This window comes from Modestobacter sp. VKM Ac-2977, from assembly GCF_026968045.1.
In the GTDB taxonomy this organism is placed as follows: Bacteria; Actinomycetota; Actinomycetes; order Mycobacteriales; family Geodermatophilaceae; genus Modestobacter.
In genome coordinates, this window is the sequence record NZ_JAPVBQ010000003.1 from 670,530 (window position 1) to 691,364 (window position 20,835).

19 protein-coding genes and 1 riboswitch are annotated in these 20,835 nt (G+C 73.2%); of the genes, 8 read left to right on the forward strand and 11 right to left on the reverse strand.

Annotation, left to right across the window (positions count from 1 at the left end; translation table 11 throughout):
* Nucleotides 1-63: 63 nt before the first annotated feature.
* A complete protein-coding gene (locus tag O2V63_RS16070) occupies nt 64-1,104 on the reverse strand; it encodes a YihY/virulence factor BrkB family protein (RefSeq protein ID WP_269168557.1) in 1,041 nt (346 codons plus the stop codon).
* A 299-nt stretch (nt 1,105-1,403) separates the two neighbouring features.
* Between O2V63_RS16070 and O2V63_RS16075 the strand changes: the two genes are divergently transcribed.
* Nucleotides 1,404-1,583, forward strand: coding sequence for a hypothetical protein (locus tag O2V63_RS16075; protein WP_269168558.1), 180 nt, complete (start codon nt 1,404-1,406; stop codon nt 1,581-1,583).
* Between the two features lie 76 nt (nt 1,584-1,659).
* Here the strand turns inward: O2V63_RS16075 and O2V63_RS16080 are convergent, their stop codons facing one another.
* Nucleotides 1,660-3,453: an acyl-CoA dehydrogenase gene (locus O2V63_RS16080; RefSeq protein WP_269168559.1), complete on the reverse strand. Its 1,794-nt coding sequence runs from the start codon at nt 3,451-3,453 to the stop codon at nt 1,660-1,662.
* Nucleotides 3,454-3,625: 172 nt separating this feature from the next.
* On the opposite strand from O2V63_RS16080, the gene O2V63_RS16085 reads away from it, so the two are divergent.
* The 3 genes from O2V63_RS16085 to O2V63_RS16095 all read left to right on the forward strand — a co-directional run bounded on the left by O2V63_RS16085 (nt 3,626) and on the right by O2V63_RS16095 (nt 5,689).
* Complete coding sequence (locus O2V63_RS16085; RefSeq protein WP_269168560.1) at nt 3,626-4,096, forward strand: hypothetical protein; 471 nt, start codon at nt 3,626-3,628, stop codon at nt 4,094-4,096.
* Entirely contained in the window at nt 4,093-5,268 is a 1,176-nt protein-coding gene (locus tag O2V63_RS16090; protein WP_269168561.1) for a zinc-dependent alcohol dehydrogenase, read from the forward strand. The genes O2V63_RS16085 and O2V63_RS16090 overlap by 4 nt, the downstream gene beginning before the upstream one ends.
* A gap of 30 nt (nt 5,269-5,298) precedes the next feature.
* A riboswitch (guanidine-III (ykkC-III) riboswitch) is annotated at nt 5,299-5,363 on the forward strand.
* An 11-nt stretch (nt 5,364-5,374) separates the two neighbouring features.
* Nucleotides 5,375-5,689 (forward strand): DMT family transporter, encoded by a 315-nt coding sequence (locus O2V63_RS16095; protein ID WP_269168562.1) that lies wholly within the window; start codon nt 5,375-5,377, stop codon nt 5,687-5,689.
* Between the two features lie 84 nt (nt 5,690-5,773).
* Here O2V63_RS16095 and O2V63_RS16100 read toward each other — a convergent pair whose 3' ends face one another.
* A complete protein-coding gene (locus O2V63_RS16100; RefSeq protein ID WP_269168563.1) occupies nt 5,774-7,651 on the reverse strand; it encodes an MDR family MFS transporter in 1,878 nt (625 codons plus the stop codon).
* Entirely contained in the window at nt 7,648-8,166 is a 519-nt protein-coding gene (locus O2V63_RS16105; RefSeq protein ID WP_269168564.1) for a MarR family winged helix-turn-helix transcriptional regulator, read from the reverse strand. The genes O2V63_RS16100 and O2V63_RS16105 overlap by 4 nt, the downstream gene beginning before the upstream one ends.
* Nucleotides 8,167-8,357: 191 nt before the next feature.
* Between O2V63_RS16105 and hrpA the strand changes: the two genes are divergently transcribed.
* Nucleotides 8,358-12,353: an ATP-dependent RNA helicase HrpA gene (gene hrpA / locus O2V63_RS16110; protein ID WP_269168565.1), complete on the forward strand. Its 3,996-nt coding sequence runs from the start codon at nt 8,358-8,360 to the stop codon at nt 12,351-12,353.
* Between the two features lie 84 nt (nt 12,354-12,437).
* Here the strand turns inward: hrpA and O2V63_RS16115 are convergent, their stop codons facing one another.
* Nucleotides 12,438-12,800, reverse strand: coding sequence for a hypothetical protein (locus O2V63_RS16115; RefSeq protein ID WP_269168566.1), 363 nt, complete (start codon nt 12,798-12,800; stop codon nt 12,438-12,440).
* 193 nt (nt 12,801-12,993) lie between these two features.
* On the opposite strand from O2V63_RS16115, the gene O2V63_RS16120 reads away from it, so the two are divergent.
* Both O2V63_RS16120 and O2V63_RS16125 read left to right on the forward strand, forming a co-directional pair.
* A complete protein-coding gene (locus tag O2V63_RS16120; protein WP_269168567.1) occupies nt 12,994-13,398 on the forward strand; it encodes an ATP-binding protein in 405 nt (134 codons plus the stop codon).
* 75 nt (nt 13,399-13,473) lie between these two features.
* Nucleotides 13,474-13,656: a hypothetical protein gene (locus O2V63_RS16125; protein WP_269168568.1), complete on the forward strand. Its 183-nt coding sequence runs from the start codon at nt 13,474-13,476 to the stop codon at nt 13,654-13,656.
* On the opposite strand, the gene O2V63_RS16130 is transcribed toward O2V63_RS16125, so the two are convergent.
* Together O2V63_RS16130 and O2V63_RS16135 are read right to left on the reverse strand one after the other, a co-directional pair.
* Nucleotides 13,653-14,873, reverse strand: coding sequence for an MFS transporter (locus tag O2V63_RS16130; RefSeq protein ID WP_269168569.1), 1,221 nt, complete (start codon nt 14,871-14,873; stop codon nt 13,653-13,655). The two genes, O2V63_RS16125 and O2V63_RS16130, sit on opposite strands and share 4 nt — an antisense overlap.
* Before the next feature lie 43 nt (nt 14,874-14,916).
* A complete protein-coding gene (locus O2V63_RS16135; RefSeq protein WP_269168570.1) occupies nt 14,917-16,233 on the reverse strand; it encodes a sulfate adenylyltransferase subunit 1 in 1,317 nt (438 codons plus the stop codon).
* A gap of 86 nt (nt 16,234-16,319) precedes the next feature.
* Between O2V63_RS16135 and O2V63_RS16140 the strand changes: the two genes are divergently transcribed.
* A complete protein-coding gene (locus tag O2V63_RS16140; RefSeq protein WP_269168571.1) occupies nt 16,320-16,649 on the forward strand; it encodes a hypothetical protein in 330 nt (109 codons plus the stop codon).
* On the opposite strand, the gene cysD is transcribed toward O2V63_RS16140, so the two are convergent.
* The 4 genes from cysD to O2V63_RS16160 form a co-directional block, all read right to left on the reverse strand.
* Nucleotides 16,640-17,548: a sulfate adenylyltransferase subunit CysD gene (cysD, locus tag O2V63_RS16145; protein ID WP_269168572.1), complete on the reverse strand. Its 909-nt coding sequence runs from the start codon at nt 17,546-17,548 to the stop codon at nt 16,640-16,642. The two genes, O2V63_RS16140 and cysD, sit on opposite strands and share 10 nt — an antisense overlap.
* A 134-nt stretch (nt 17,549-17,682) precedes the next feature.
* Entirely contained in the window at nt 17,683-18,402 is a 720-nt protein-coding gene (locus O2V63_RS16150; RefSeq protein ID WP_269168573.1) for a PaaI family thioesterase, read from the reverse strand.
* Complete coding sequence (locus O2V63_RS16155; RefSeq protein WP_269168574.1) at nt 18,399-20,012, reverse strand: sensor histidine kinase; 1,614 nt, start codon at nt 20,010-20,012, stop codon at nt 18,399-18,401. Before O2V63_RS16155 ends, O2V63_RS16150 begins: the two co-directional genes overlap by 4 nt.
* Nucleotides 20,009-20,749, reverse strand: a complete 741-nt coding sequence (locus O2V63_RS16160) for a response regulator transcription factor (RefSeq protein WP_269168575.1) — start codon at nt 20,747-20,749, stop codon at nt 20,009-20,011. The genes O2V63_RS16155 and O2V63_RS16160 overlap by 4 nt, the downstream gene beginning before the upstream one ends.
* Nucleotides 20,750-20,835 lie beyond the last annotated feature (86 nt).

Consider the following 20,835-nt stretch of genomic DNA (forward strand, 5'->3'; position numbering starts at 1 on the left):
ACACAACACGACGGCCCCCGGTCCAGCTGGACCGGGGGCCGTCGTGGGTGTGCAGGGGGTCGATCAGGTGGTCTGCTGACGCTTCGGCTCGTCCCGGGCGTCCAGCTGGATCTCCTTCTCCGCGCGCGGCACGCCGGCCTTCAGCTCCTTGCTCCGCTCCATCTCGGCGTCGAACTCGATGCCGAACAGCAGGGCGAGGTTGATCAGCCAGAACCAGATCAGGAAGATCACCACGCCGGCCAGCGCCCCGTAGGTGGCGTTGTAGCTGCCGAAGTTCGCCACGTAGAAGGCGAACAGCGCGGAGGCGACGACCGCCACCAGGATGGCCACGCCGGCACCGGGGCTGATGAACTTGAAGCCGCGGAGCTCGGCGTTCGGGGTGGCGTAGTAGAGGACGGCGATCATCAGTGCCAGCAGCACCAGGATGACCGGCCACTTCACCCAGGTCCACACGGTCAGCACCGTCTCGCCGAGGCCCAGGGCCTGACCGATGGCGTCGACGACCGGGCCGCTGAGCACCAGCATCGCCAGGATGAGTGCGGCGAACAGGATGCCGATCAGCGTGACCAGCAGCTGCAGCGGCTTGAGCTTCCAGATCTTGCGGCCCTCGCGGGTCTCGTAGACCACGTTGGCCGCCCGGGTGAAGGCGCCGACGTAGCCCGACGCCGTCCAGATGGCGCCCAGGAGACCGAGGACCAGGCCGAAGCCGGCTGCAGTGGGGCTGCCGGCGATCTGGTCGATGACCGGGTTCAGTGTGGTCGCCGCCTGCTCGGGCACGACCTCGGTGAGCGCGTCGGTGAGCTGCTGCGGGTCGGTCAGCAGGCCGATGATCGACGCCAGTGCGGTCAGCGCGGGGAAGAGGGCCAGCACGCCGTAGTAGGTCAGCGTGGCCGCCCAGTCGGTCAGCCCGTCCTCGCTGAACTCCTTGGCCGTGCGCTTCAGCGTCCCGCCGGCGCTCGCGTCGGTGTCTGCGCCGGTGGGCGCGAAGTCCGCCCGCTCGTGCGTGATGTTGTCGTCGCCGGGAGCGATGTCTCGCTCCCGGCTGTCCTGCGCAGTGTCACTGCGCGCCCCCTCACGGGGGTCGCGCGCACTGGCTCCGGCCATTCGTGGCCTCCGGGGGTGTGGCGCCGTCATTGTCGAGCGGTGGGTGCCCCGCCCCGGCCCCCGGCACTCCTCGTGCGGGAGAGAATCCGACACCGGGCGGTCCCGGGTGGTGCGAGGGTCGGGGCGACCCCGACGTGCCTGGTCGCCCGCCCAGGACGGGTGCGAGGAGCGTCACAACTCGTTTGGGTGAATTCCGGGTGACCAGGGGTTCGCCGCGCCCCGGGCCGGGCAGTGGACGCCGGACGGAAGTCGCCGGGCGCGTCCCGGCGAGCCCCGAAGAGAAGCATGGAGAGCGACAGATGGTGTTCTGGCCGGCGCTGACCCTGATCGGGTTCCTGGTCCTGACGGCCCTGGTCATCGCGATGGGCACGCAGTCCACCGCGCGGTACGAGGCGGAGAAGCGCGCAACATCAGGTCCGCGCGCGCGGCACACGGCGGCGGACAACCGCTCGACGGTCCCCGCGAACGCCGTCTCCTGACCTCCCCGGCGCCCACCGGCGCCGCTGCACTGCCCCACGACGGCGGTCCTCCTCCGGAGGGCCGCCGTCGCCGCGTTCAGAACCAGTCGCTGCGCATCTCCAGCACCGTGGTGTCCAGCGAGGCCAGCAGGGCCAGCTGCGGGCCCACCTTGGGCAGCTCCCAGTGCTGGAAGTAGCGCGCGGCCTGGCGCTTGCCGGTGTAGAAGTCGCCGTCGCGGCCCTCGGTGGCCAGTGCCTGCTCCAGCCACAGCCAGCCGACGACGACGTGGCCGGCCGCCTCCAGGTAGACGCTGGCGTTGGCCAGCGCCACCTGCGGGTCGCCCTGGCCCCACAGGGTCGCGGTGACCGCCCCGAGCTGCTGCACCAGGCCGTCGAGCTGCTCGCCCAGGTCGGCCCACTGCGTGCCGGCCGCCCGGGCGGTGGTCGCCGCGATCGTCTCGCCCAGCAGGCTCAGGCCCGCCCCGCCGGACATGACGACCTTGCGCCCCAACAGGTCCAGCGCCTGCACGCCGTGGGTGCCCTCGTGGATGGGGTTGAGCCGGTTGTCCCGGTAGAACTGCTCGACCGGGTAGTCGCGGGTGTACCCGTAACCGCCGTGCACCTGGATGGCCAGGTCGTCGGCGGCCAGGCACCACTGCGAGGGCCAGCTCTTGGCGATCGGGGTCAGCATCTCCAGCAACAGGTGCGCCCGCTGCCGTTCGGCCTCGTCCTCGGCGGTGCGCTCCTCGTCTACCAGCCGCGCGCAGTACAGGCCCAGGGCGAGCCCGCCCTCGACGTAGGACTTGCCGGCCAGCAACATCCGCCGCACGTCCGGGTGCTCGATGATCGGGACCGGCGGCGTCGCGGGGTCCTTGCCGGTCAGCGGCCGGCCCTGGGTGCGGTCTCGGGCGTAGTCGAGGGCGTGCAGGTACCCGGTGTAGCCCAGGCCGGTGGCGCCCATCCCGACGCCGATCCGCGCCTCGTTCATCATGTGGAACATGTAGGTCAGCCCACGGTGCTGCTCGCCGACCAGGAAGCCGACGGCGCCGGGCTGCCCGCCGGGGGTGTGCACGCCCTCCCCGAAGTTCAGCAGGGTGTTCGTCGTGCCGCGGTAGCCCATCTTGTGGTTCAGGCCGGCCAGCACGACGTCGTTCCGCTCGCCGAGCGACCCGTCCTCGCGGACCAGGAACTTGGGCACGATGAACAGCGAGATGCCCTTCACCCCGGCCGGGCCCCCGGGCGCCTTGGCCAGCACCAGGTGGACGATGTTCTCGGTCAACTCGTGGTCGCCGGCCGAGATCCACATCTTGTTGCCGGTCAGCCGGTAGCTGCCGTCGTCCTGCGGCACGGCGCGGGTGGTGATGTCGGCCAGCGACGACCCGGCCTGCGGCTCCGACAGCGCCATCGTGCCGAACCAGCGACCCTCGGCCATCGGCGGGACGTAGGTCTGCACCTGCTCCGGGGTGGCGTGGGCGACCAGCAGGTTCGCGTTGGCCATCGTCAGGAACGGGTAGGCCGAGGTGCCGATGTTGGCCGCCTGGAACCACACGTGCACCGCCTGGTTCACCACCGCCGGCAACTGCAGCCCGCCGAGCTCCTCGGGCAGTGCCGCGGCGGTCATCCCCGCCTCGGCGAAGACCCGCAGCGCCGCCGCCACCTCCGGGATCAGCACCACCTTGCCGTCGACGACGTGCGGCTCGTTCTCGTCGGCCTTGCGGTTGTGCGGGGCGAACTGCTCGGTGGCGATCTGCTCGGCCAGCTCCAGGACGGCGTCGAACGTCTCCCGCGAGTGCTCCGCGTACCGCTCCCGCTTGGTCAGGGTCTCGACCTGCAGCCACTCGTGCAGCAGGAACTCGAGGTCACGGGGGGACAGGACGAGCGACGAGCGCACGGGAGCTCCTTGACGACGGCGGTGTCGGCGGGGCGGACGGCCGGCCCCCTGTCAGGTTAAGCGCCCGGTGGTGGTCATCGGCGGTGCTCGGCGACCAGCGTCAGACGGTCGGCGTGCAGCGTGTCGCACTGTCCGGGGTTGGTCGCCCGGCCGGCCCGGGTAGGGGCGCGGCATGCCCCTACCGAAGATCCTGGCTCGTGCCGCCGGGCTGGCCACCGAGGCCGGCAGCGGTGCACTCCAGCAGCTCCAGCACCTCCGGCTCCCCGGCGTCGGTCAGTCGTCGGTCACCGACGACCCGGACACCGCCGCCCGGCGCTGGCGGGCCGTCACCGTGCTCGCCGACCTCGAGCAGCTGCGCGCGGAGACGCCGGAACCGCTGGCGCGGTTCGGCGACCGGCTCGAGGTCCGGGTGACCCCGGCCCCGGGTGGTCGTGGCGCCGAGCTGGCCGCTCGATTCCGCTCGCCGGTCACCGAGGAGGAGCTGGGCGAACTGCGCTCGGCGCTGCGGGAGGCCAAGCAGCGGATCGAGACCGGCGAGGTGCTCCGGAACGAGCCGCAGCCGCACGGTCACCGCAAGCAGACCCCGCAGGGCGAGGCCCTCGACGGGATGGTCGAGCGAGCACCGAAGGAGGGCGTGCTGTGAAGGCCGCGACCTGGACCGGCGTGAACGAGGTCTCCGTCGAGGAGGTCCCCGAGCCGCAGCTGCTCAACGACCACGACGTGATCCTGAAGGTGAAGCAGTCGGTCACCTGCGGGTCGGACCTGCACCTGCTGGGCGGCTACATCCCCTTCATGCGGGCCGGCGACGTGCTGGGCCACGAGTTCATCGGCGAGATCGTCGAGGCGGGGCCCGCCGTGCGGCACCGCAAGGTCGGCGACCGCGTCGTCGGCGCCCCGTTCGCCGCGTGCGGGAACTGCTGGTACTGCAAGCAGGAGCAGTACTCGCTCTGCGACAACGGCAACGCGAACCCCGGGATCACCGAGGGCCTGTGGGGGCAGAGCCCCGGCGGCTGCCTCGGCTACTCCCACGCCATGGGCGGCTACGCCGGCAGTCACGCGGAGTACATCCGCGTGCCCTACGCCGACGTCGGCACCTTCGTCGTCCCCGAGGGCATCTCCGACACCCGGGCGCTGTTCGCCTCCGACGCGGCCTCGACCGGCTGGATGGGCGCCGACCTGGCCGGCACGAAGCCCGGCGACGTCGTGGCCGTGTGGGGCGCCGGCGGCGTCGGCCAGATGGCGGCCCGGGCCGCGATGCTGCTCGGCGCGGAGCAGGTGGTCGTCGTCGACCGCCTCCCCGAGCGGCTCCAGCAGGTGCGGGAGCACGTGGGCGCCGAGACGATCGACTACTCGAGCACCGACGTCCTCGCCGAGCTGCGCGAGCGGACCGGTGGCCGCGGGCCCGACGTCTGCATCGAGGCGGTCGGCATGGAGGCGCACAGCTCCGGCGCCGCAGGGGTCTACGACCAGGTCAAGCAGCAGCTGCGGCTGCAGACCGACCGGCCCACCGCCCTCCGGGAGGCGGTCATGGCCTGCCGCAAGGGCGGGAGCATCTTCACCCTCGGGGTCTTCGCCGCGATGGTGGACAAGTTCCCGCTGGGTGCGTTGATGAACAAGGGCATCACCCTGCGCGGGGCACAGGTGCACGCCCAGCGCTACATCCCCGAGCTGCTCGAGCGGATGGAGCGGGGCGAGCTGACCACCGAGCACCTGGCCACCCACGTGCTGCCGCTGAGCGAGGCGCCCCGCGGCTACCGGATGTTCAAGGAGAAGGAGGACGGCTGCGTGCGCGCCGTCTTCACCCCCGGCAGCTGACGCGGCCGTCCCCGGCCGTGTCAGGCTGGGGACGAGCCCGGCACCGGGCTCCCGGACGAGCGCGCCGTACCCGGACAGCGACAAGACGGTGCACCAGGAGGCCCCGGTGTACTGGCTCGTCCTCGTCCTCTCCGGCGTGCTCGAGGCCGTCTGGGCCACCGCCCTCGGCCGGTCGGAGGGGTTCAGCCGGCTGGCGCCGACCGTGGTCTTCGCGGTCGGCCTCGCCGGGAGCATGGCCGGACTGGCCTACGCGATGCGCGGCCTGCCCATCGGCACGGCCTACGCCGTGTGGGTCGGCATCGGCGCGGCGCTGACCGCCGGCTGGGCGATGTGGTCGGGTGACGAGCAGTTCTCCGTCGTCCGGGTGCTGCTGCTGGCCGGCATCGTCGGCTGCGTCGTGGGGTTGAAGCTCACCCACTGACCGCGCCCGCTCTGCACGCGTTCCGGGCGCTCTGCACGCGCCGCAGCACGTGCAGAGCGCCCGGAGAGCGCGCAATGCGAGCTGTCAGCGCCCGTCGCGGGCCCCGTCGGGCAGGTGGGCGGCCGGGACGCTGTCCAGCCCGGTCGGCTGGTCCGGCGCCGCCTCGTGCCGGCCCCCGCCGGAGGACGGTGCGCCGACCCGGTCGTCCAGGCGCCGGTCGGTGCGGTCGGCGTCGTCGACCGGCGGCTCCACCGACGTCGGCGCCGCGACACCGGCCGCGTGCGCCGCGGCCGTGTTCGGGTCGTCGGTGACCTCGCGGGCGCCGGCCTGCTGGGCCTGGATGCCGGACTGGGTCCGCAGCTCCAGCTGGGGCAGGAAGAGCAGCACGAAGAAGCCCAGGGCGACCACGCCGGCGGCGATCAGGAACACCAGGTCGATCGAGTCGGCGAAACCGGCCTTGAACGGCAGGGCGACGGCGCTGGGCAGCTCCTGGATGAAGGAGGTGTCCGACAGGTCGGCCGCGTTGCCGGCTGCCGCCTGCAGCTGCGGGGCCAGGGCCGGGTCGGCCGCAGCGGCGGCGGACACCTCGTTGCCGATGTCGGTGGGCAGCCGGGTGAACAGCACGGAGAGGAAGACCGCCGTCCCCAGGGTGCCGCCCATCTGACGGAAGAACGTCACCGAGGACGTGGCGACGCCGATCTCCCGCGGGCTGACCGCGTTCTGCACCGCCAGGATGACCGGCTGGAAGTTGAAGCCCAGGCCCAGCCCCATCAGCGTCATGAAGGGGAACAGCGCCCACACCGACGTGTCCGCGCCGACGATGACCGACAGGGACACCAGCGCGGTGACGATGAAGACCACGCCGACCAGCGGGAACGGCTTGTACACGCTGGTCCGGGCGATGACCTGGCCGGCGATGATCGAGCCGGCCATGATCCCCATGACCAGCGGGATCATCTGCAGCCCGGCCTCGGTGGGGCTGGAGCCGAGCACGATCTGCAGGTACTGGGGCAGCAGCAGGATGCCGCCGAACATGCCGGCGCCCAGCACGATGCTGCTGAGGCTGGTCACCGCGAACGTCCGGTTGGCGAACATCCGCAGCGGCAGCAGCGCGTCGTCCTTGTAGACCCGTTCGGCGAGCACGAAGAGGACGAAGCCGACGGCGGAGAGGGCGTAGCAGACCAGCGCGCCGGTGCTGTCCCAGCCCCAGGTGCGGCCTTGCTCGGCGACGATCAGCAGCGGCACCAGGAAGGTGATCAGCGCCAGGGCACCGGGGAAGTCGATGCGGTGCTCGCGCTTGGTGTGCGGCAGGTGCAGCACCTTGAAGACGACGGCGAACGCGAGGATGCCCAGCGGCACGTTGACGTAGAAGATCCACCGCCAGCCGGTGATGCCCAGGATCGCGGACTGGCCGGCGAAGAAGCCGCCGATGACCGGGCCGAGCACGCTGGAGGTGCCGAAGACGGCCATGAAGTACCCCTGGTACTTCGAGCGCTCCCGCGGCGGCACGATGTCGGCGATGATCGCCAGCGCCAGGGACATCAGCCCACCGGCACCGATGCCCTGGATCGCCCGGTAGACGGCCAGCTGGTACATCGTGTCGGCCAGACCACAGAGCATCGAGCCGATGACGAACACGGCGATCGCGAACAGGTAGAACGGCCGGCGGCCGTACATGTCGCTCAACTTGCCGTAGAGCGGCGTGGTGATCGTCGAGGTGATGAGGAACGCCGTGGTCGCCCACGCCTGCAGGTCGTAGCCGTCCAGGTCGTCGGCGATCGTGCGGATCGCCGTGGACACCACGGTCTGGTCCAGCGCAGCGAGGAACATGCCGAGCAGGAGGCCGCCCAGGATCGTCATGATCTGGCGGTGGGTGAACACCCCGGAGGCGTCGGGCGCCGCCGCGGCGGCGCGGGCGTCCCGGCGGGTGGCCCCGGTCGCGCGGTCGCTGGTCTGGGTCATCGGTCCTTCTTCTCCTCGCGGTCGTCTCCGGCGCTGCCAGCAGGGGCGCCGGGGGTCGGGAGGTGGTCGGTGAGGTCCTGGACGAACCGCTGCAGCGCGGTGGTGAAGGAGTCGAGCTCGGCCGGGGTCCAGCCGGCGGTGGCCTGCGCCAGGTGGGCGTTGCGCTCCTCGCGCAGCCGCTCCAGGGCGGCCTCGCCGGCGGGGGTCACGATGAGCCGGCTGGCCCGGCCGTCCCGCTCGTCGGCGACCCGGCGGACCAGCCCCTGGTCGACGAGCAGGGTGACGTGCCGGCTGACCGTCGAGGGGTCGGCGTGCACCATCTCGGCGAGCGCGCCCTGCCGGAGCGGGCCCAGCCGGGTCAGTGGGAACAGCAGCACGTGCGCCGCCCGCTCGCGGGCGTCGGGGCCGGAGTCGTCGGTGGCCAGGGTCTTGAGCGCGTGCATCACCCGCATCAGGCGGCCGAGCTCGTCGCCGAGGGCCACCCTCTGGTCCGGGTGGCGGGCGAGGTCGGTCATCACTGCTCCGGGGGTTCGCGGCGGGTCTGCGCAGCGCGACGGTGCGCCGGAGGAACCGTTGCACCATACAATCCGTTGCGCGGTGCACGCAACCAGTTGCACGCTGCACGGAGTGTGACGCCTGCGACCGTGGCCGGGGAGGTGAGACCCTGGGTGGTCGTCCCCTCTCTCCAAGGAACTGCGAGCACCCCGTGACCACCCCGCACGACGACCTCCGGTCCCGGCTGTCCGCACTCACCCTCGCCGACGAGCACCGGCTCCGCCGACGGCTCGACGGCACCCGGCGCACCAAGGACGCGGCCGCCCGCGCCCGCCAGCACGAGCAGATCGCCGCGGACGTCGCCGCCGCCGAGGAGCGCATCGCCCGCCGTCGCGCCGCCGTCCCGGTGGTCAGCTACCCGGAGGAGCTGCCGGTCAGCCAGCGCCGCGAGGACATCGCCGCCGCGCTGCGCGATTCCCAGGTGGTCGTGGTGGCCGGCGAGACCGGCTCGGGCAAGACCACCCAGCTGCCGAAGATCCTGCTCGAGCTGGGCCGCGGGGTGCGCGGCCGGATCGGGCACACCCAGCCGCGGCGGCTGGCCGCCCGCACGGTGGCCGAGCGGATCGCCGAGGAGATCGGCTCCCCGCTGGGCGAGACCGTCGGCTGGAAGGTCCGGTTCACCGACGAGGTCGGCGACAAGACGCTGGTCAAGCTGATGACCGACGGCGTCCTGCTGGCCGAGGTGCAGCGCGACCGGATGCTGCGCCAGTACGACACGATCATCATCGACGAGGCCCACGAGCGGAGCCTCAACATCGACTTCCTGCTGGGCTACCTGGCCCGGCTGCTCCCTCGCCGTCCGGACCTGAAGCTGGTCATCACCTCGGCGACCATCGACGTCGACCGGATCGCCAAGCACTTCTCCGGCCACTCCCACCAAGATGGCCATTCTGGTGGTGGGGAGGGGGACGGCGCACAGGTGCCGGTGGTCGAGGTCAGCGGGCGCACCTACCCGGTCGAGGTCCGCTACCGGCCGGTGATCGACCCCGACGAGCCCGAGGCCGACCCGGACCGGGACCAGGTCTCGGCGATCGTCGACGCCTGCGCCGAGCTGGTCGCCGAGGGGCCGGGCGACGTGCTGGTCTTCCTGGCCGGCGAGCGGGAGATCCGGGACACCGCCGAGGCCCTGGGCGGGACGACGGAGCGCAACGGCACGCCCATCGACGTCCTGCCGCTCTACTCCCGGCTGTCGGCCGCCGACCAGCACAAGGTCTTCCAGGCGCACACCGGCCGCCGGATCGTGCTGGCCACCAACGTCGCCGAGACGTCACTGACGGTGCCCGGCATCAAGTACGTCGTCGACCCGGGCACCGCGCGCATCTCCCGGTACAGCCATCGCACGAAGGTGCAGCGGCTGCCGATCGAGCCGGTCAGCCAGGCCTCGGCCCGGCAGCGCTCCGGCCGGTGCGGGCGCACCAGCGAGGGCATCGCGATCCGGCTCTACACCGAGGACGACTTCGACGCCCGGCCGGAGTACACCGACCCGGAGATCCTGCGCACCAACCTGGCCTCGGTGCTGCTGCAGATGGCCTCGCTCGACCTGGGCGACGTCGCCGACTTCCCGTTCATCGACCCGCCGGACCGCCGGGCGGTCGCCGACGGCCTCGCCCTGCTGACGGAGCTCGCCGCGCTGGACGGCGACGGCAAGCTCACCGAGACCGGGCGGGCGCTGGCTGCCCTGCCGCTGGACCCCCGGATCGCCCGGATGGTCGTGGAGGCCGACCGGCGCGGCGTGCTGGAGGAGGTGCTGGTCATCGCCGCCGGCCTCACCGTGCAGGACGTGCGGGAGCGCCCGGCCGAGCACCAGCAGGCCGCCGACGAGCTGCACAAGCGGTTCGCCGACGAGAACTCCGACTTCCTCGCCCTGCTGAACCTGTGGAGCTACCTGGCGGAGCGGGCCGAGGAGCTGTCGGGCAACCAGTTCCGGCGGACCGTGAAGAAGGAGTTCCTGCACTACCTGCGGATCCGGGAGTGGCAGGACCTGCACGGTCAGCTGCGCAGCACCGCCCGCCGGCTGGGCATGACCACCGGCTCGCTGGCCCCGGCGCCGGACGAGCGGGGCGTCACCGCGTCACTGCTGGCCGGGCTGCTCTCCCAGGTCGGCATGCAGGCCGAGCCGGTCAAGGACCGCAGCGGCAAGCCCGGCCGGCCCGGCCGGGAGTACCTGGGCACCCGCAACACCCGGTTCGTGATCGCCCCGGGCACCCCGCTGGCCAAGAAGCCGCCGCGCTGGGTGGTCGCCGCGGAGCTGGTCGAGACCAGCCGGCTCTTCGCCCGCACCGTGGCCCGGGTGGAGCCCGAGGTGGTCGAGCGGCTGGCCGACCACCTGGTGAACCGGCAGTACAGCGAGCCGCGGTGGGACGCCAAGCGCGGCTCGGTCGTGGCCACCGAGCGGGTCACCCTCTACGGCCTGCCGCTGGTGGTGGGCCGGCGGGTGCAGTACGGCTCGATCGACCCGGTCGTCTCCCGCGAGCTGTTCATCCGGCACGCCCTGGTCGACGGCGAGTGGACGACGCACCACACGTTCTGGGCGGCGAACCAGGCCGCGATCGAGCGGGTCGCCGAGCTGGAGGAGCGGGCCCGTCGCCGCGACATCCGGGTGGACGACGAGACGGTGTTCGAGCTCTACGACGCCCGGGTGCCCGCCGACGTCGTCTCCACCCGGCACTTCGACCGCTGGTGGAAGGAGGCCCGGCGGGCCCAGCCGGACCTGCTGAGCTTCACCCCGGAGATGCTCACCAACGCCGCGGCTGCCGGGCAGGTGCAGGCCGAGGACTACCCGGACGAGGTGCGGCTGACCCAGGGGCTGACGCTGCCGCTGTCCTACGCGTTCGCCCCGGGAGCGGCCGAGGACGGCGTCACCGTCGACGTCCCGCTGGGCGTGCTGGACACGCTGGCTGCGACCTCCGGGGAGTCGTTGGCGTTCACCGTGCCCGGGCAGCGGGCCGAGCTGGTCACCGAGCTGCTGCGCTCCCTGCCCAAGCAGCTGCGCCGCGGCCTCGTGCCGATCCCCGACCGGGTGCGCGAGGTGCTGCCGGCCATCGACCCCACCGAGCCGCTGCTGCCGGCGCTGGAGCGCGAGCTGCGCCGGGCCACCTCGGTCGTCATCCCGCCCGACGCCTGGCAGCCGGCCGAGGTGCCCGCCCACCTGCGGGCGACCTTCCGGGTGCTCGACGACCAACAGCGTCCGCTTGCCCAGGGCAAGGACCTGACCGCGCTGCGCGCCGAGGTGGCACCGCACGCCCGGGCCAGCCTGGCGCGGGCGGCGTCCACCTACGAGCGCACCGGTCAGACCAGCTGGACCTTCGGGGACCTGCCGGCGACCGTGGAGGTGCAGCGCGGCGGCCACGTGGTCACCGCGTACCCGGCACTGGTCGACGAGGGCGCGACGGTCGGCGTCCGGGTGGTGGCCACCCAGGCGGAGGCGACCCGGCTGGGCTGGCGCGGCGCGCGGCGGCTGTTGGTGCTGGTCGCCGGGGCACCGGTCAAGCAGGTGGTCAAGGGGCTGGGCCCGCGCAGCCGGCTCGCGCTGCAGTTCAACCCGGACGGCGAGATCCCTGACCTGGTGGCCGACTGTGTGGACGCGGCGGCCGACGAACTCATCGCCGCGGGCGGCGGTCCGCCGCGCACCGAGGCGGCGTTCACCGCGCTGGTCGCCTCGGCGCGGGAGCAGCTGCTGCCGCTGACCTCCGACGCCGTCCGCCGGGTGGAGGCGGTGCTGACCCAGGCCCGCGAGGTCGCCATCGCCGTCGGTGCCGCGCCCGGACGCCGGGTGCCGGAGGCGGCGATCGCCGACCTGCGCGCCCAGATGGGCGGGCTGCTGCACCGCGGGTTCGTCGCCACCGCCGGCCGACGCCGGCTGCCGGACCTCGTGCGGTACCTGACGGCCATGGCCCACCGGCTGGAGAAGCTGCCGGCGAACGCCGCCCGCGACGAGCTGTGGACCGCCCAGGTCGCCGCGGTGACGGCCGAGTACGCGCAGCTGCGTGCGGCGGCGCCGCCGACCGGGGCGCCGGACGACCCGGTCACCCGGGTGCGCTGGATGATCGAGGAGCTGCGGGTCGGCCTGTTCGCCCAGACCGTCGGCACCCCTCGGCCGATCTCCGAGCAGCGGGTCTACAAGGCGATCGACGCGATCAGCGCCTGACGAAGGACCCCGCTGCCCCCCACGCCTCGCAGGCTCGGCGCGGGACCCTGCAGCGGGGCCGAACGGCCCGTGGGGCCGTGAGGGTCAGGCGGGGTCGTTGGCCTCGCGGAGCAGGGCGGAGATCCGTTGGCGGGTCACTCCGAACATCGCGGCGATCCGGTTGATGCTCACGTCCTCGGCCTGCAGGGCGGCGGCCTGCTCCCGCCGCCAGGCGTGCCCGGCGGTGGAGAGGGCGCCGAGCACGGTGCTGATCCGCTCCACGATCAGCGGGCGCGCCTCAGAGCCGACGACGTCCTGCCAGGGCAGGCCGGACGCCCGGGCAGCGAGCAGGGCCTCGGCCCGCGCCTTCGCCTGCTCCAGCTGGGCGGTGCAGGCGTCCAGCTCGGTGAGAAGGGTGCGCAGGGCGCGGGTGGCGTCGTCCTCGAGCGGTCCGCCGGTGTCGGTCACGCCCCTCACCCCTCTGGCACTTGGTCCGAGCCGTTTCGGTCCGTCGGTTCAGTTGCACACTACTGGACTGAACAGTTCTTTCATGCAATGACCATGACATGCAATGGGCATTGCGCTTCGACGTGGTCGATGGAATGGTGGTGCACCTGCCGGTTGCGGACAACCGGAAGCTCTGCCTGCCGAGAGGAGACCCGTGTCCTCCTTCACCGCGAGCATCGACCTGCCGCCCCGGGCGAGCAGCGTCCCGCTGGCCCGGCGTCTCGTCCGTGACGTGTTGCGCACCTGGCGCGCACCGCAGGACCCGGAGGACGCGGAGCTGCTGGTCACCGAGCTGGTGGCCAACGTCGTGGACCACGCCGGTGGTGACGTGCTGACGCTGGAGCTCAACCTGGCCGGGGCCTGGCTGCGGGTCGGGGTGCTGGACGGCTCCGCGGTGCTGCCGGTGGTCCGGGAGATGTCGCACACCGCCGAGCGGGGCCGGGGGATGCAGCTGGTCGCTGCCATCGCGGACCGCTGGGGGTGCGAGGAGCACCGCGGCGGCAAGCGCGTGTGGTTCGAGCTGTCGCCCGCCGGCGTGGGGGAGCCCACCGAGCCCTGACCGGCGCTGGTTTGCCGCCCCGGCGGGACGGGGACGGTCCGGGGGACCGCGACCGTCAGACGAAGGAGTCGTCGCATGAGTGAGCCGACCAGCCACACCGAGCCCGCCGGACAGGGCCTGTCCGACGAGGAGATGGTGGAGACCGTCGCCGGGCAGACCGACAGCGCCTCCGAGAACGCCGACGAGGCCGGCAGGGACTGGAACGGCGAGGCCTCGGACGCCCCGCAGCCGGACGCCGCGACCGACCCGACGGCCTAGTCCGGCCGTGACGCCGTCCTCGCCCCTCCGGGGTCCAGGACGGCGTCACGCGCGGCACCCCAGCCGGCCCAGACCATCGGGGCCAGCAACGCGATCAGCAGCAACAGGGGCCAGGTCCACCCGGTCGTGGCGTCGTGCAGTGCCCCCAGCGCCACCGGCCCGGTCGAGGCGACCAGGTACCCCAGGCACTGGGCCACGCCGCCCAGCCGGGCGGCCACCAGCGGGCTCGGGCTGCGCAGCACGATGAGCGTCAGCGCCAGGGCGAACCCGCCGCCCTGGGCCACGCCGAACACGGCCACCCACACCAACGTGCCGCTGGCCGGGGCGAGCAGCAGCCCGCCCAGCCCGACGGCGTACGCGGCCAGCACGCCGGCCACCAGCGGCCGCTGGGTCGGCATCCGACCGGCCGCGGCCGGCACCAGCAGTGCCCCCAGGGCGCCGGTGACGTTGGTCGCCGCCAGCAGCAGCCCGGCTTCCCGCACCGGCACCCCGGCGTCGGCCAGCAGGGTGGGCAGCCAGGCGGCGAAGGAGTAGAACTGCACGCTCTGCAGGCCGAGGTAGGCGGTCACCTGCCGGGCCAGCGGCTGCCGCAGCAGCGACCACGAGCCGGCCTCCGGCGGCGCCGTCCGGGTGCCGCGCACCCCCGCCACTGGCAGCCACAGCGCCAGAGCGGCGAGGGCCAGCACCAGCCAGGAGGCGAGCGCCACCCGCCACTCCACCCCGAGCGCCGCGCCGATCGGCACGGTGAGCCCCGCGGCCGCCGCCGCGCCGACGTTCAGCGACGCCGAGTAGGCGCCCATCACCGCGCCGGGCCGGGTGAACTCCCGTTTGACGTAGGCCGGCATCAGCACGTTCGCGATGGCGATCGCCGCGCCGGCCACCAGGCTGCCGGCGTACAGGAGCGCGACCGGGGACAGCAGCCGCAGCGCGATCCCACCGGCCAGCAGGACCAGCGAGGCGGCCACCGCCGTCTCCAGCCCGATCCGGCGGGCCAGCCGTGGGGCGAGCGGGGCGAAGGCGCCGAAGCAGAGCACTGGGAGCGCGGTCAGCAGGCCGGCCAGCGCGCTGCTCAGGCCGGTGTCCGCACGCAGGGCGCCCAGCAGTGGCGCCACCGCGACGACGGCCGGTCGCTGGTTCAGCGCCACGGCGACGATCGCCGCGACCAGCAGCAGCACGGCGCCCCGCGAGCGGACCGCCGGAGCGGCGACGTCGGTCATGGCCGCAGGACCCCGCCCCGGTGAGGACGGGGTCCTGCGGCCATCAGCCTGCGGGGGTGAGCATCCCGGCACCGACGGTGGCGTTGGTCGCCTCGTCGATCAGGATGAAGCGGCCGGTCACCCGGTTGCGGTGGTAGTCGTCGACGAACAGCGGCTGGGTGGTGCGCAGCCGCACCCGGCCGATGTCGTTGAGGCCCAGCCCGGTCGCGTCGGTCTCCCGGTGCAGCGTGTTGACGTCCAGCCGGTACTGCAGCTCCTTGACCATCGCGCGCACCGTGCGGGTGGTGTGCTTGACGGCCAGCCGCATCCGCGGGGTCAACGGGGCATCGGCCATCCAGCAGACCAGCGCGTCGAGGTCCTGGGTGACCTGCGGGGCGTTGTGCGGGCGGCAGATCATGTCGCCGCGGGAGACGTCGAGGTCGTCGGCCAGCCGCACGGTCACCGACATGGGCGGGAAGGCCGCCTCCACCGGGCCGTTCGGTCCGTCGATCGCGGTGATCGTGGTGGTCAGCCCGCTGGGCAGCACCTGCACCTCGTCGCCGGGGCGCAGCACGCCGGCGCCCACCCGGCCGGCGTAGCCGCGGTAGTCGTGGAAGGCGTCGGACTGCGGCCGGACCACGTACTGGACCGGGAACCGGGTGTCGACGAGGTTCCGGTCGCTGGCCACGTGCACGTGCTCCAGGTGGTGCAGCAGCGAGGTGCCCTCGTACCAGGGCATGTTCGTGGACCGGGTCACCACGTTGTCGCCCTGCAGCGCGGAGATCGGGACGACCGTCAGGTCGGGGACCTCGAGCTTGGTGGCGAAGGCGGTGAACTCGTCGCGGATGCCCTCGAAGACGTCCTCCGACCAGTCGACCAGGTCCATCTTGTTCACCGCGACCACCAGGTGCGGCACCCGCAGCAGGGAGGCCAGGAAGGCGTGCCGGCGGCTCTGCTCGACCATGCCCTTGCGGGCGTCGACCAGCACGATCGCCAGGTCGGCGGTCGAGGCGCCGGTGACCATGTTGCGGGTGTACTGCACGTGCCCGGGGGTGTCGGCGAGGATGAACGTGCGCCGCGGGGTGCTGAAGTAGCGGTAGGCGACGTCGATCGTGATGCCCTGCTCGCGCTCGGCGCGCAGCCCGTCGGTGAGCAGCGCCAGGTCGACGTAGTCGCCCCGGCTGGCCCGCTCGATCGCGGCGTACTGGTCCTCGAACACGGCCTTGCTGTCGTACAGCAGGCGGCCGATCAGCGTGCTCTTGCCGTCGTCGACGGAGCCGGCGGTGGCGATGCGCAGGATGTCCTTGCGGGCGTGCGCGATCTCCGCGGCCGCCTCGGCGGCGGCGGAGTGGACGTCGATGGGTGCCTCGGCGGAGGTCATCGGGCGGCCTCTTCCCTGTCTCGTCGGAGGTCTCGCTGGCGGACGGCTCCGCGGAGGCGGACGCTGGGCCCCACGTCCACGGAGAGGTGACGGTGTTCGTCTTCGCTGCCGCAGTGCCCGCGCTGATGGTCGTGCTGCTCGGTTACGTCGTCGGCTACGTGGTCACCGAGTGGGCCAGCGGTCTGATCGGCGCGGCGTTCGGGGCACCGCTGGGCCCGGGCGTGCCCGAGGTGGTGGGGTGGCTGACCGGGCTGGTGCTGCTGGGCGTCGTCGTCCGGGTGCTGGTCGACCGCCGTCGGCGCATGCGGCGCTCGCTGCGCCGGGCCCGCGCCCAGGGGCAACAGGCCGAGGTCGAGCGGCTGGAGGCCGCGTTGGCCGCGCGTGCCCGCCGCCATCAGGACCGTCATCAGAAGTAGCCCTCCTTCTTGCGGTCCTCCATGGCGGCGTCGCTGACCTTGTCGTCACCGCGGGTGGCGCCGCGCTCAGTCAGCCGGGTCACCGCGATCTCGGCGATGACCTCCTCGATGCTGGTGGCCGTCGAGCGGACGGCCGCGGTCAGGTTCGCATCGCCGACGGTGCGGTACCGGACGCTCTCGCGCAGCACCTGCTCGCCGTCCCGGGGCGTGATGAACTCGTTGACCGCGTAGAGCATCCCCTGGCGGTCGACGACGTCCCGCTCCCGCGCCAGGTACAGCTGCGGGATCGCGATCTCCTCCTGCAGGACGTACCCCCAGATGTCCAGCTCGGTCCAGTTCGACAGCGGGAACACCCGGATCGACTCACCGAGGTGGGTGCGGCCGTTGTAGAGGTCCCAGAGCTCGGGGCGCTGGTTCTTCGGGTCCCACTGGCCGAACTCGTCGCGGAAGGAGAACATCCGCTCCTTGGCCCGGGCCTTGTCCTCGTCGCGTCGTGCGCCGCCGAAGAGGGCGGTGAAGCCGTGCTGCTCCACGGCGTCCAGCAGCACCGGGGTCTGGATCCGGTTGCGCGACCCGTTGGGCTCCTGGCGCACCGTGCCGGCGGCGATGGCGTCGGGCACCGAGGCGACCACCAGCTCCACGCCCAGCTCGGCGACCCGCTTGTCCCGGAACTCCAGGACCTCGGGGAAGTTCAGCCCGGTGTCGACGTGCATCACCGGGAAGGGGATGCGGGCAGGCGCGAACGCCTTGCGGGCGAGCTCGAGCATGACGATCGAGTCCTTGCCGCCGGAGAACAGCAGCACCGGCCGCTCGGACTCGGCTGCCACCTCGCGGATCACGTGGACGGACTCGGCCTCCAGCGTCTGCAGCTGGGTGAGCCGGTGGTCGGCGATGGACACGCTGTCGAGCTCCCGGGGACGACGGCAGACGTCGCCGGCCGGCGACGCGATCAGTGGGGCAACCGCATCGACGTGATGGGGATTCCCGACACCAGTGTCCGGCATGGCGCCCCCGGGCCCGGCGGCCGGTCGGCTCAGCCGGTGGCGCCGGGCTGCTCGACGACCGCGGCCGCGTCCCCGGGGCGGCCGGGTGGGGTCGACCGGCCGGAGGCATCGGTGATGGCGGAGAAGTAGGCAGCGGCCTGCTCCGGCCGGGGCGTCACGAACACCCCGCGCGCCTCCACCAGCGGCTGGTCCGGGGCCGCGGCCAGCGCGATCGTCCCGGAGACCGTGGTCCGGCGGCCGGCGCTCTCCCGGACCGCCGCCCGCAGCACCAGCGCCGTCTCCAGGGGCACCGGACGGCGGTAGTCCAGCTCCAGCCGCGCCGTCATGCCCCAGAGCCCGGCCGCGATCGCCGCGGAGCCGAGCAGCTGGTCCATCATCAGCGCGCTGATCCCGCCGTGCACGTAGCTCGGCGGGCCCTCGTAGGCCAGCCCCAGTGCCACCTCGGTGACGACGCCGTCGTCCTCGCGCCGGATGACCAGGGGCGGGGCCAGCGGGTTCCCGACGCCGCTGACCGGGTTGAAGACCCGGCGCGCCTGCCCCGGGTCGTCGAGCGCCGGCAGCTGGTCGCGGCTGCGTCGGGTGGCCGACAGCCGGGCGGTGACCTGCCGGACGGCGACGGCCGCCGACCGCAGCTCGGCAGCCGGGACCGTCGTCGTCACCGCGGTGCCGACCAGCTCGCGCAGGGCGCTGCCCAGGTCGGTGACGGCCGCCAGCAGTTCGGCCTCGGTCGCAGTCCCCTCGATCGTCACCCGTGGATTGGACCAGGCGGTCCGGCGGCCGGGTCAGGAGGGCCGGGCGCCTGGTCCGCCGGCGGGGCGGGCGGGCCGGACCGGGGCAGGTGGACGGCGAACGTGGCGCCCTCGCCGGGGGCGGTGCGCAGTTCGACCCGCCCGCCGTGCGCCTCGACCAGCGCGGCGACGATGGACAGCCCGAGACCGGTGCCCCCGGCGGCCCGGGTGCGGGAGGAGTCGGCCCGGTAGAACCGCTCGAACACCCGGTCGGCATCGGCCTGGGCCAGGCCGGGGCCCTCGTCGCCGACCTCGAGCACCAGCCAGCCGGGCTCGGCCCGGTCCTCGGCCACCCGGATGGTCACCCGGGTCTCGGCGGGGGTGTGGGTCAGCGCGTTGGTGACCAGGTTCCCGATCACCTGGTGCAACCGCGCCTCGTCGCCCCGTACGACCGGGACGTCGGTGAGCGAGGGGTCCAGCTGCAGGCTGACCGGCCGGTCCGGGGCGACGGCGCGGGCGTCGTGCACGGCGTCCCCGGCCAGCTCGGCCAGGTCGACGGGCGTCAGTGCCAGCGGCCGCTGCTGGTCCAGCCGGGCCAGCTGCAGCAGGTCCTCGACGAGCAACCCCATCCGGGTCGCCTCGGACTCGATCCGCTGCATGAGCCGGCCGGTGTCCTCCGGGCCGTGGACCGCGCCCTGGCGGTGCAGCTCGGCGAAGCCGCGGATGGAGGTCAGCGGGGTGCGCAGCTCGTGGCTGGCGTCGGCGACGAACCGGCGCATCCGGGCCTCGGAGGCGACGGCGTGCTCCTCCGAGGCCTGCTGAGCGCGGAAGGAGCTCTCGATCCGGCCGAGCATGCCGTTGAGTGCCTGCGACAGCCGGCCGACCTCGGTCCGGTCGTCGCCGTCGGGCACGCGCCGGGACAGGTCGCCGGCGGCGATCGCCTGGGCCGTGTGCTCGACCTCGACGAGGGGCCGCAGGCTGTTGCGCACCACCAGGTAGCCGGCGACCCCGAGCACCGCGAGGACCAGCAGGCCGACGATGAGCTCGATCCGCACCAGCCGGCCGAGGGTCTCCTCGTCCTCGGCGAGGTCCAGCCCCACCAGGAGGACGGCCTCTTCGCTGAACGGGGTGGCGGGCACCCGGGTCGCGCCCACCCGCCAACTGGTCCGCCCGTCCGCCGAGCGGGCGGTGAAGACCTGGGTCCCGTCGACCGACGCCGGGTCCAGGCCGCTGACGTCGGGGAGGCCGCCGTCGTCCCGGGGGCCCGTCGCGACCCACACGGTGTCGTCCTCGGCGCCGAGGTCGGCGCAGGCGGTGTACTGGTTGCTCGGGAACCGCATCTCCCCGGGGGAGCAGAGCCGGGGGACCACGTACGGCTGCGAAGCCAGCTGGTCCAGCGTCCGGGCCAACTCGGTGTCCTGCTGCTCGACCAGGTAGTCGCGCAGCAGGGAGGTCGCGGCGAAGCCGGTGGCGGCCAGGGCCGCCGCGACCAGGGCCACCATCAGCGCCACGAGGGTGACCCGCAGCGGGATCCGGGGCGCGGAGCCGCGGACCGGGTGCTCCGCCTGCGCACCTGCGGATGACGGGGTCGTCGCCGGCTCCACCGGCGTTCTCGGGGCGGTGGCGGTCACGAGCCGCGGGGCAGGCGCAGCGAATAGCCCACGCCGCGCAGCGTGTGCAGCAGCCGTGGTTCGGTGGTGTCGATCTTGCGACGCAGGTAGGAGATGTAGGACTCGACCACGTTGGCCTCGCCGTTGAAGTCGTAGTTCCACACGTGGTCGAGGATCTGCGCCTTCGACAGCACCCGGCCGGCGTTGGTCATCAGGTAGCGGAGCAACTTGAACTCCGTCGGCGACAGGCTGACCAGCTTGCCGGCCTTGAGGACCTCGTGTGACTCCTCGTCGAGCTCGATGTCGGCGAAGGTCAGCCGCGGTGCCTCGGTGGGCTGCTGCACGCTCTGGGTGCGGCGCAGCACCGCCCGGATGCGGGCCAGCACCTCGTCGAGGCTGAACGGCTTGGTGACGTAGTCGTCCCCGCCGAGGGTCAGCCCGGTCACCTTGTCCTCGCCGGCGTCCCGGGCGGTCAGGAAGAGCACGGGGGTGTGCGAGCCGTTCTGACGCAGCCGGCGGACGACGCCGAAGCCGTCCAGCCCGGGCATCATCACGTCCAGCACGAGCAGGTCGGGGCGGAACTGCTCCACGACTGACAGGGCCTGCTGCCCGTCCGGCGCCGTCGCCACCTCGAACCCGGCGTACCGGAGGCTCGCCGACAGCAGTTCACGGATGTTCGGCTCGTCGTCGACGACCAGGAGCCGGGCCTCGGGCCGCTGGGCGCCGGGAGTCGGTGAGCTGGAGCTGGTGGTGGACACGTCCCTCCCCGATGGACCCTGCGGCGGCGTCGTCATCGCACCAGCATGCCGCTGGCGACTGCGGCTGTCCTGGATGCGACCTGTGA

Bases quoted from the DNA above. Each gene is read 5' to 3' on its own strand.
- O2V63_RS16070 (WP_269168557.1), bottom strand. From the start codon at position 1,104: ATGGCCGGAGCCAGTGCGCGCGACCCCCGTGAGGGGGCGCGCAGTGAC.
- O2V63_RS16075 (WP_269168558.1), top strand. From the start codon at position 1,404: ATGGTGTTCTGGCCGGCGCTGACCCTGATCGGGTTCCTGGTCCTGACG.
- O2V63_RS16085 (WP_269168560.1), top strand. From the start codon at position 3,626: ATGCCCCTACCGAAGATCCTGGCTCGTGCCGCCGGGCTGGCCACCGAG.
- O2V63_RS16100 (WP_269168563.1), bottom strand. From the start codon at position 7,651: ATGACCCAGACCAGCGACCGCGCGACCGGGGCCACCCGCCGGGACGCC.
- O2V63_RS16105 (WP_269168564.1), bottom strand. From the start codon at position 8,166: ATGACCGACCTCGCCCGCCACCCGGACCAGAGGGTGGCCCTCGGCGAC.
- O2V63_RS16125 (WP_269168568.1), top strand. From the start codon at position 13,474: ATGAGTGAGCCGACCAGCCACACCGAGCCCGCCGGACAGGGCCTGTCC.
- O2V63_RS16130 (WP_269168569.1), bottom strand. From the start codon at position 14,873: ATGACCGACGTCGCCGCTCCGGCGGTCCGCTCGCGGGGCGCCGTGCTG.
- O2V63_RS16135 (WP_269168570.1), bottom strand. From the start codon at position 16,233: ATGACCTCCGCCGAGGCACCCATCGACGTCCACTCCGCCGCCGCCGAG.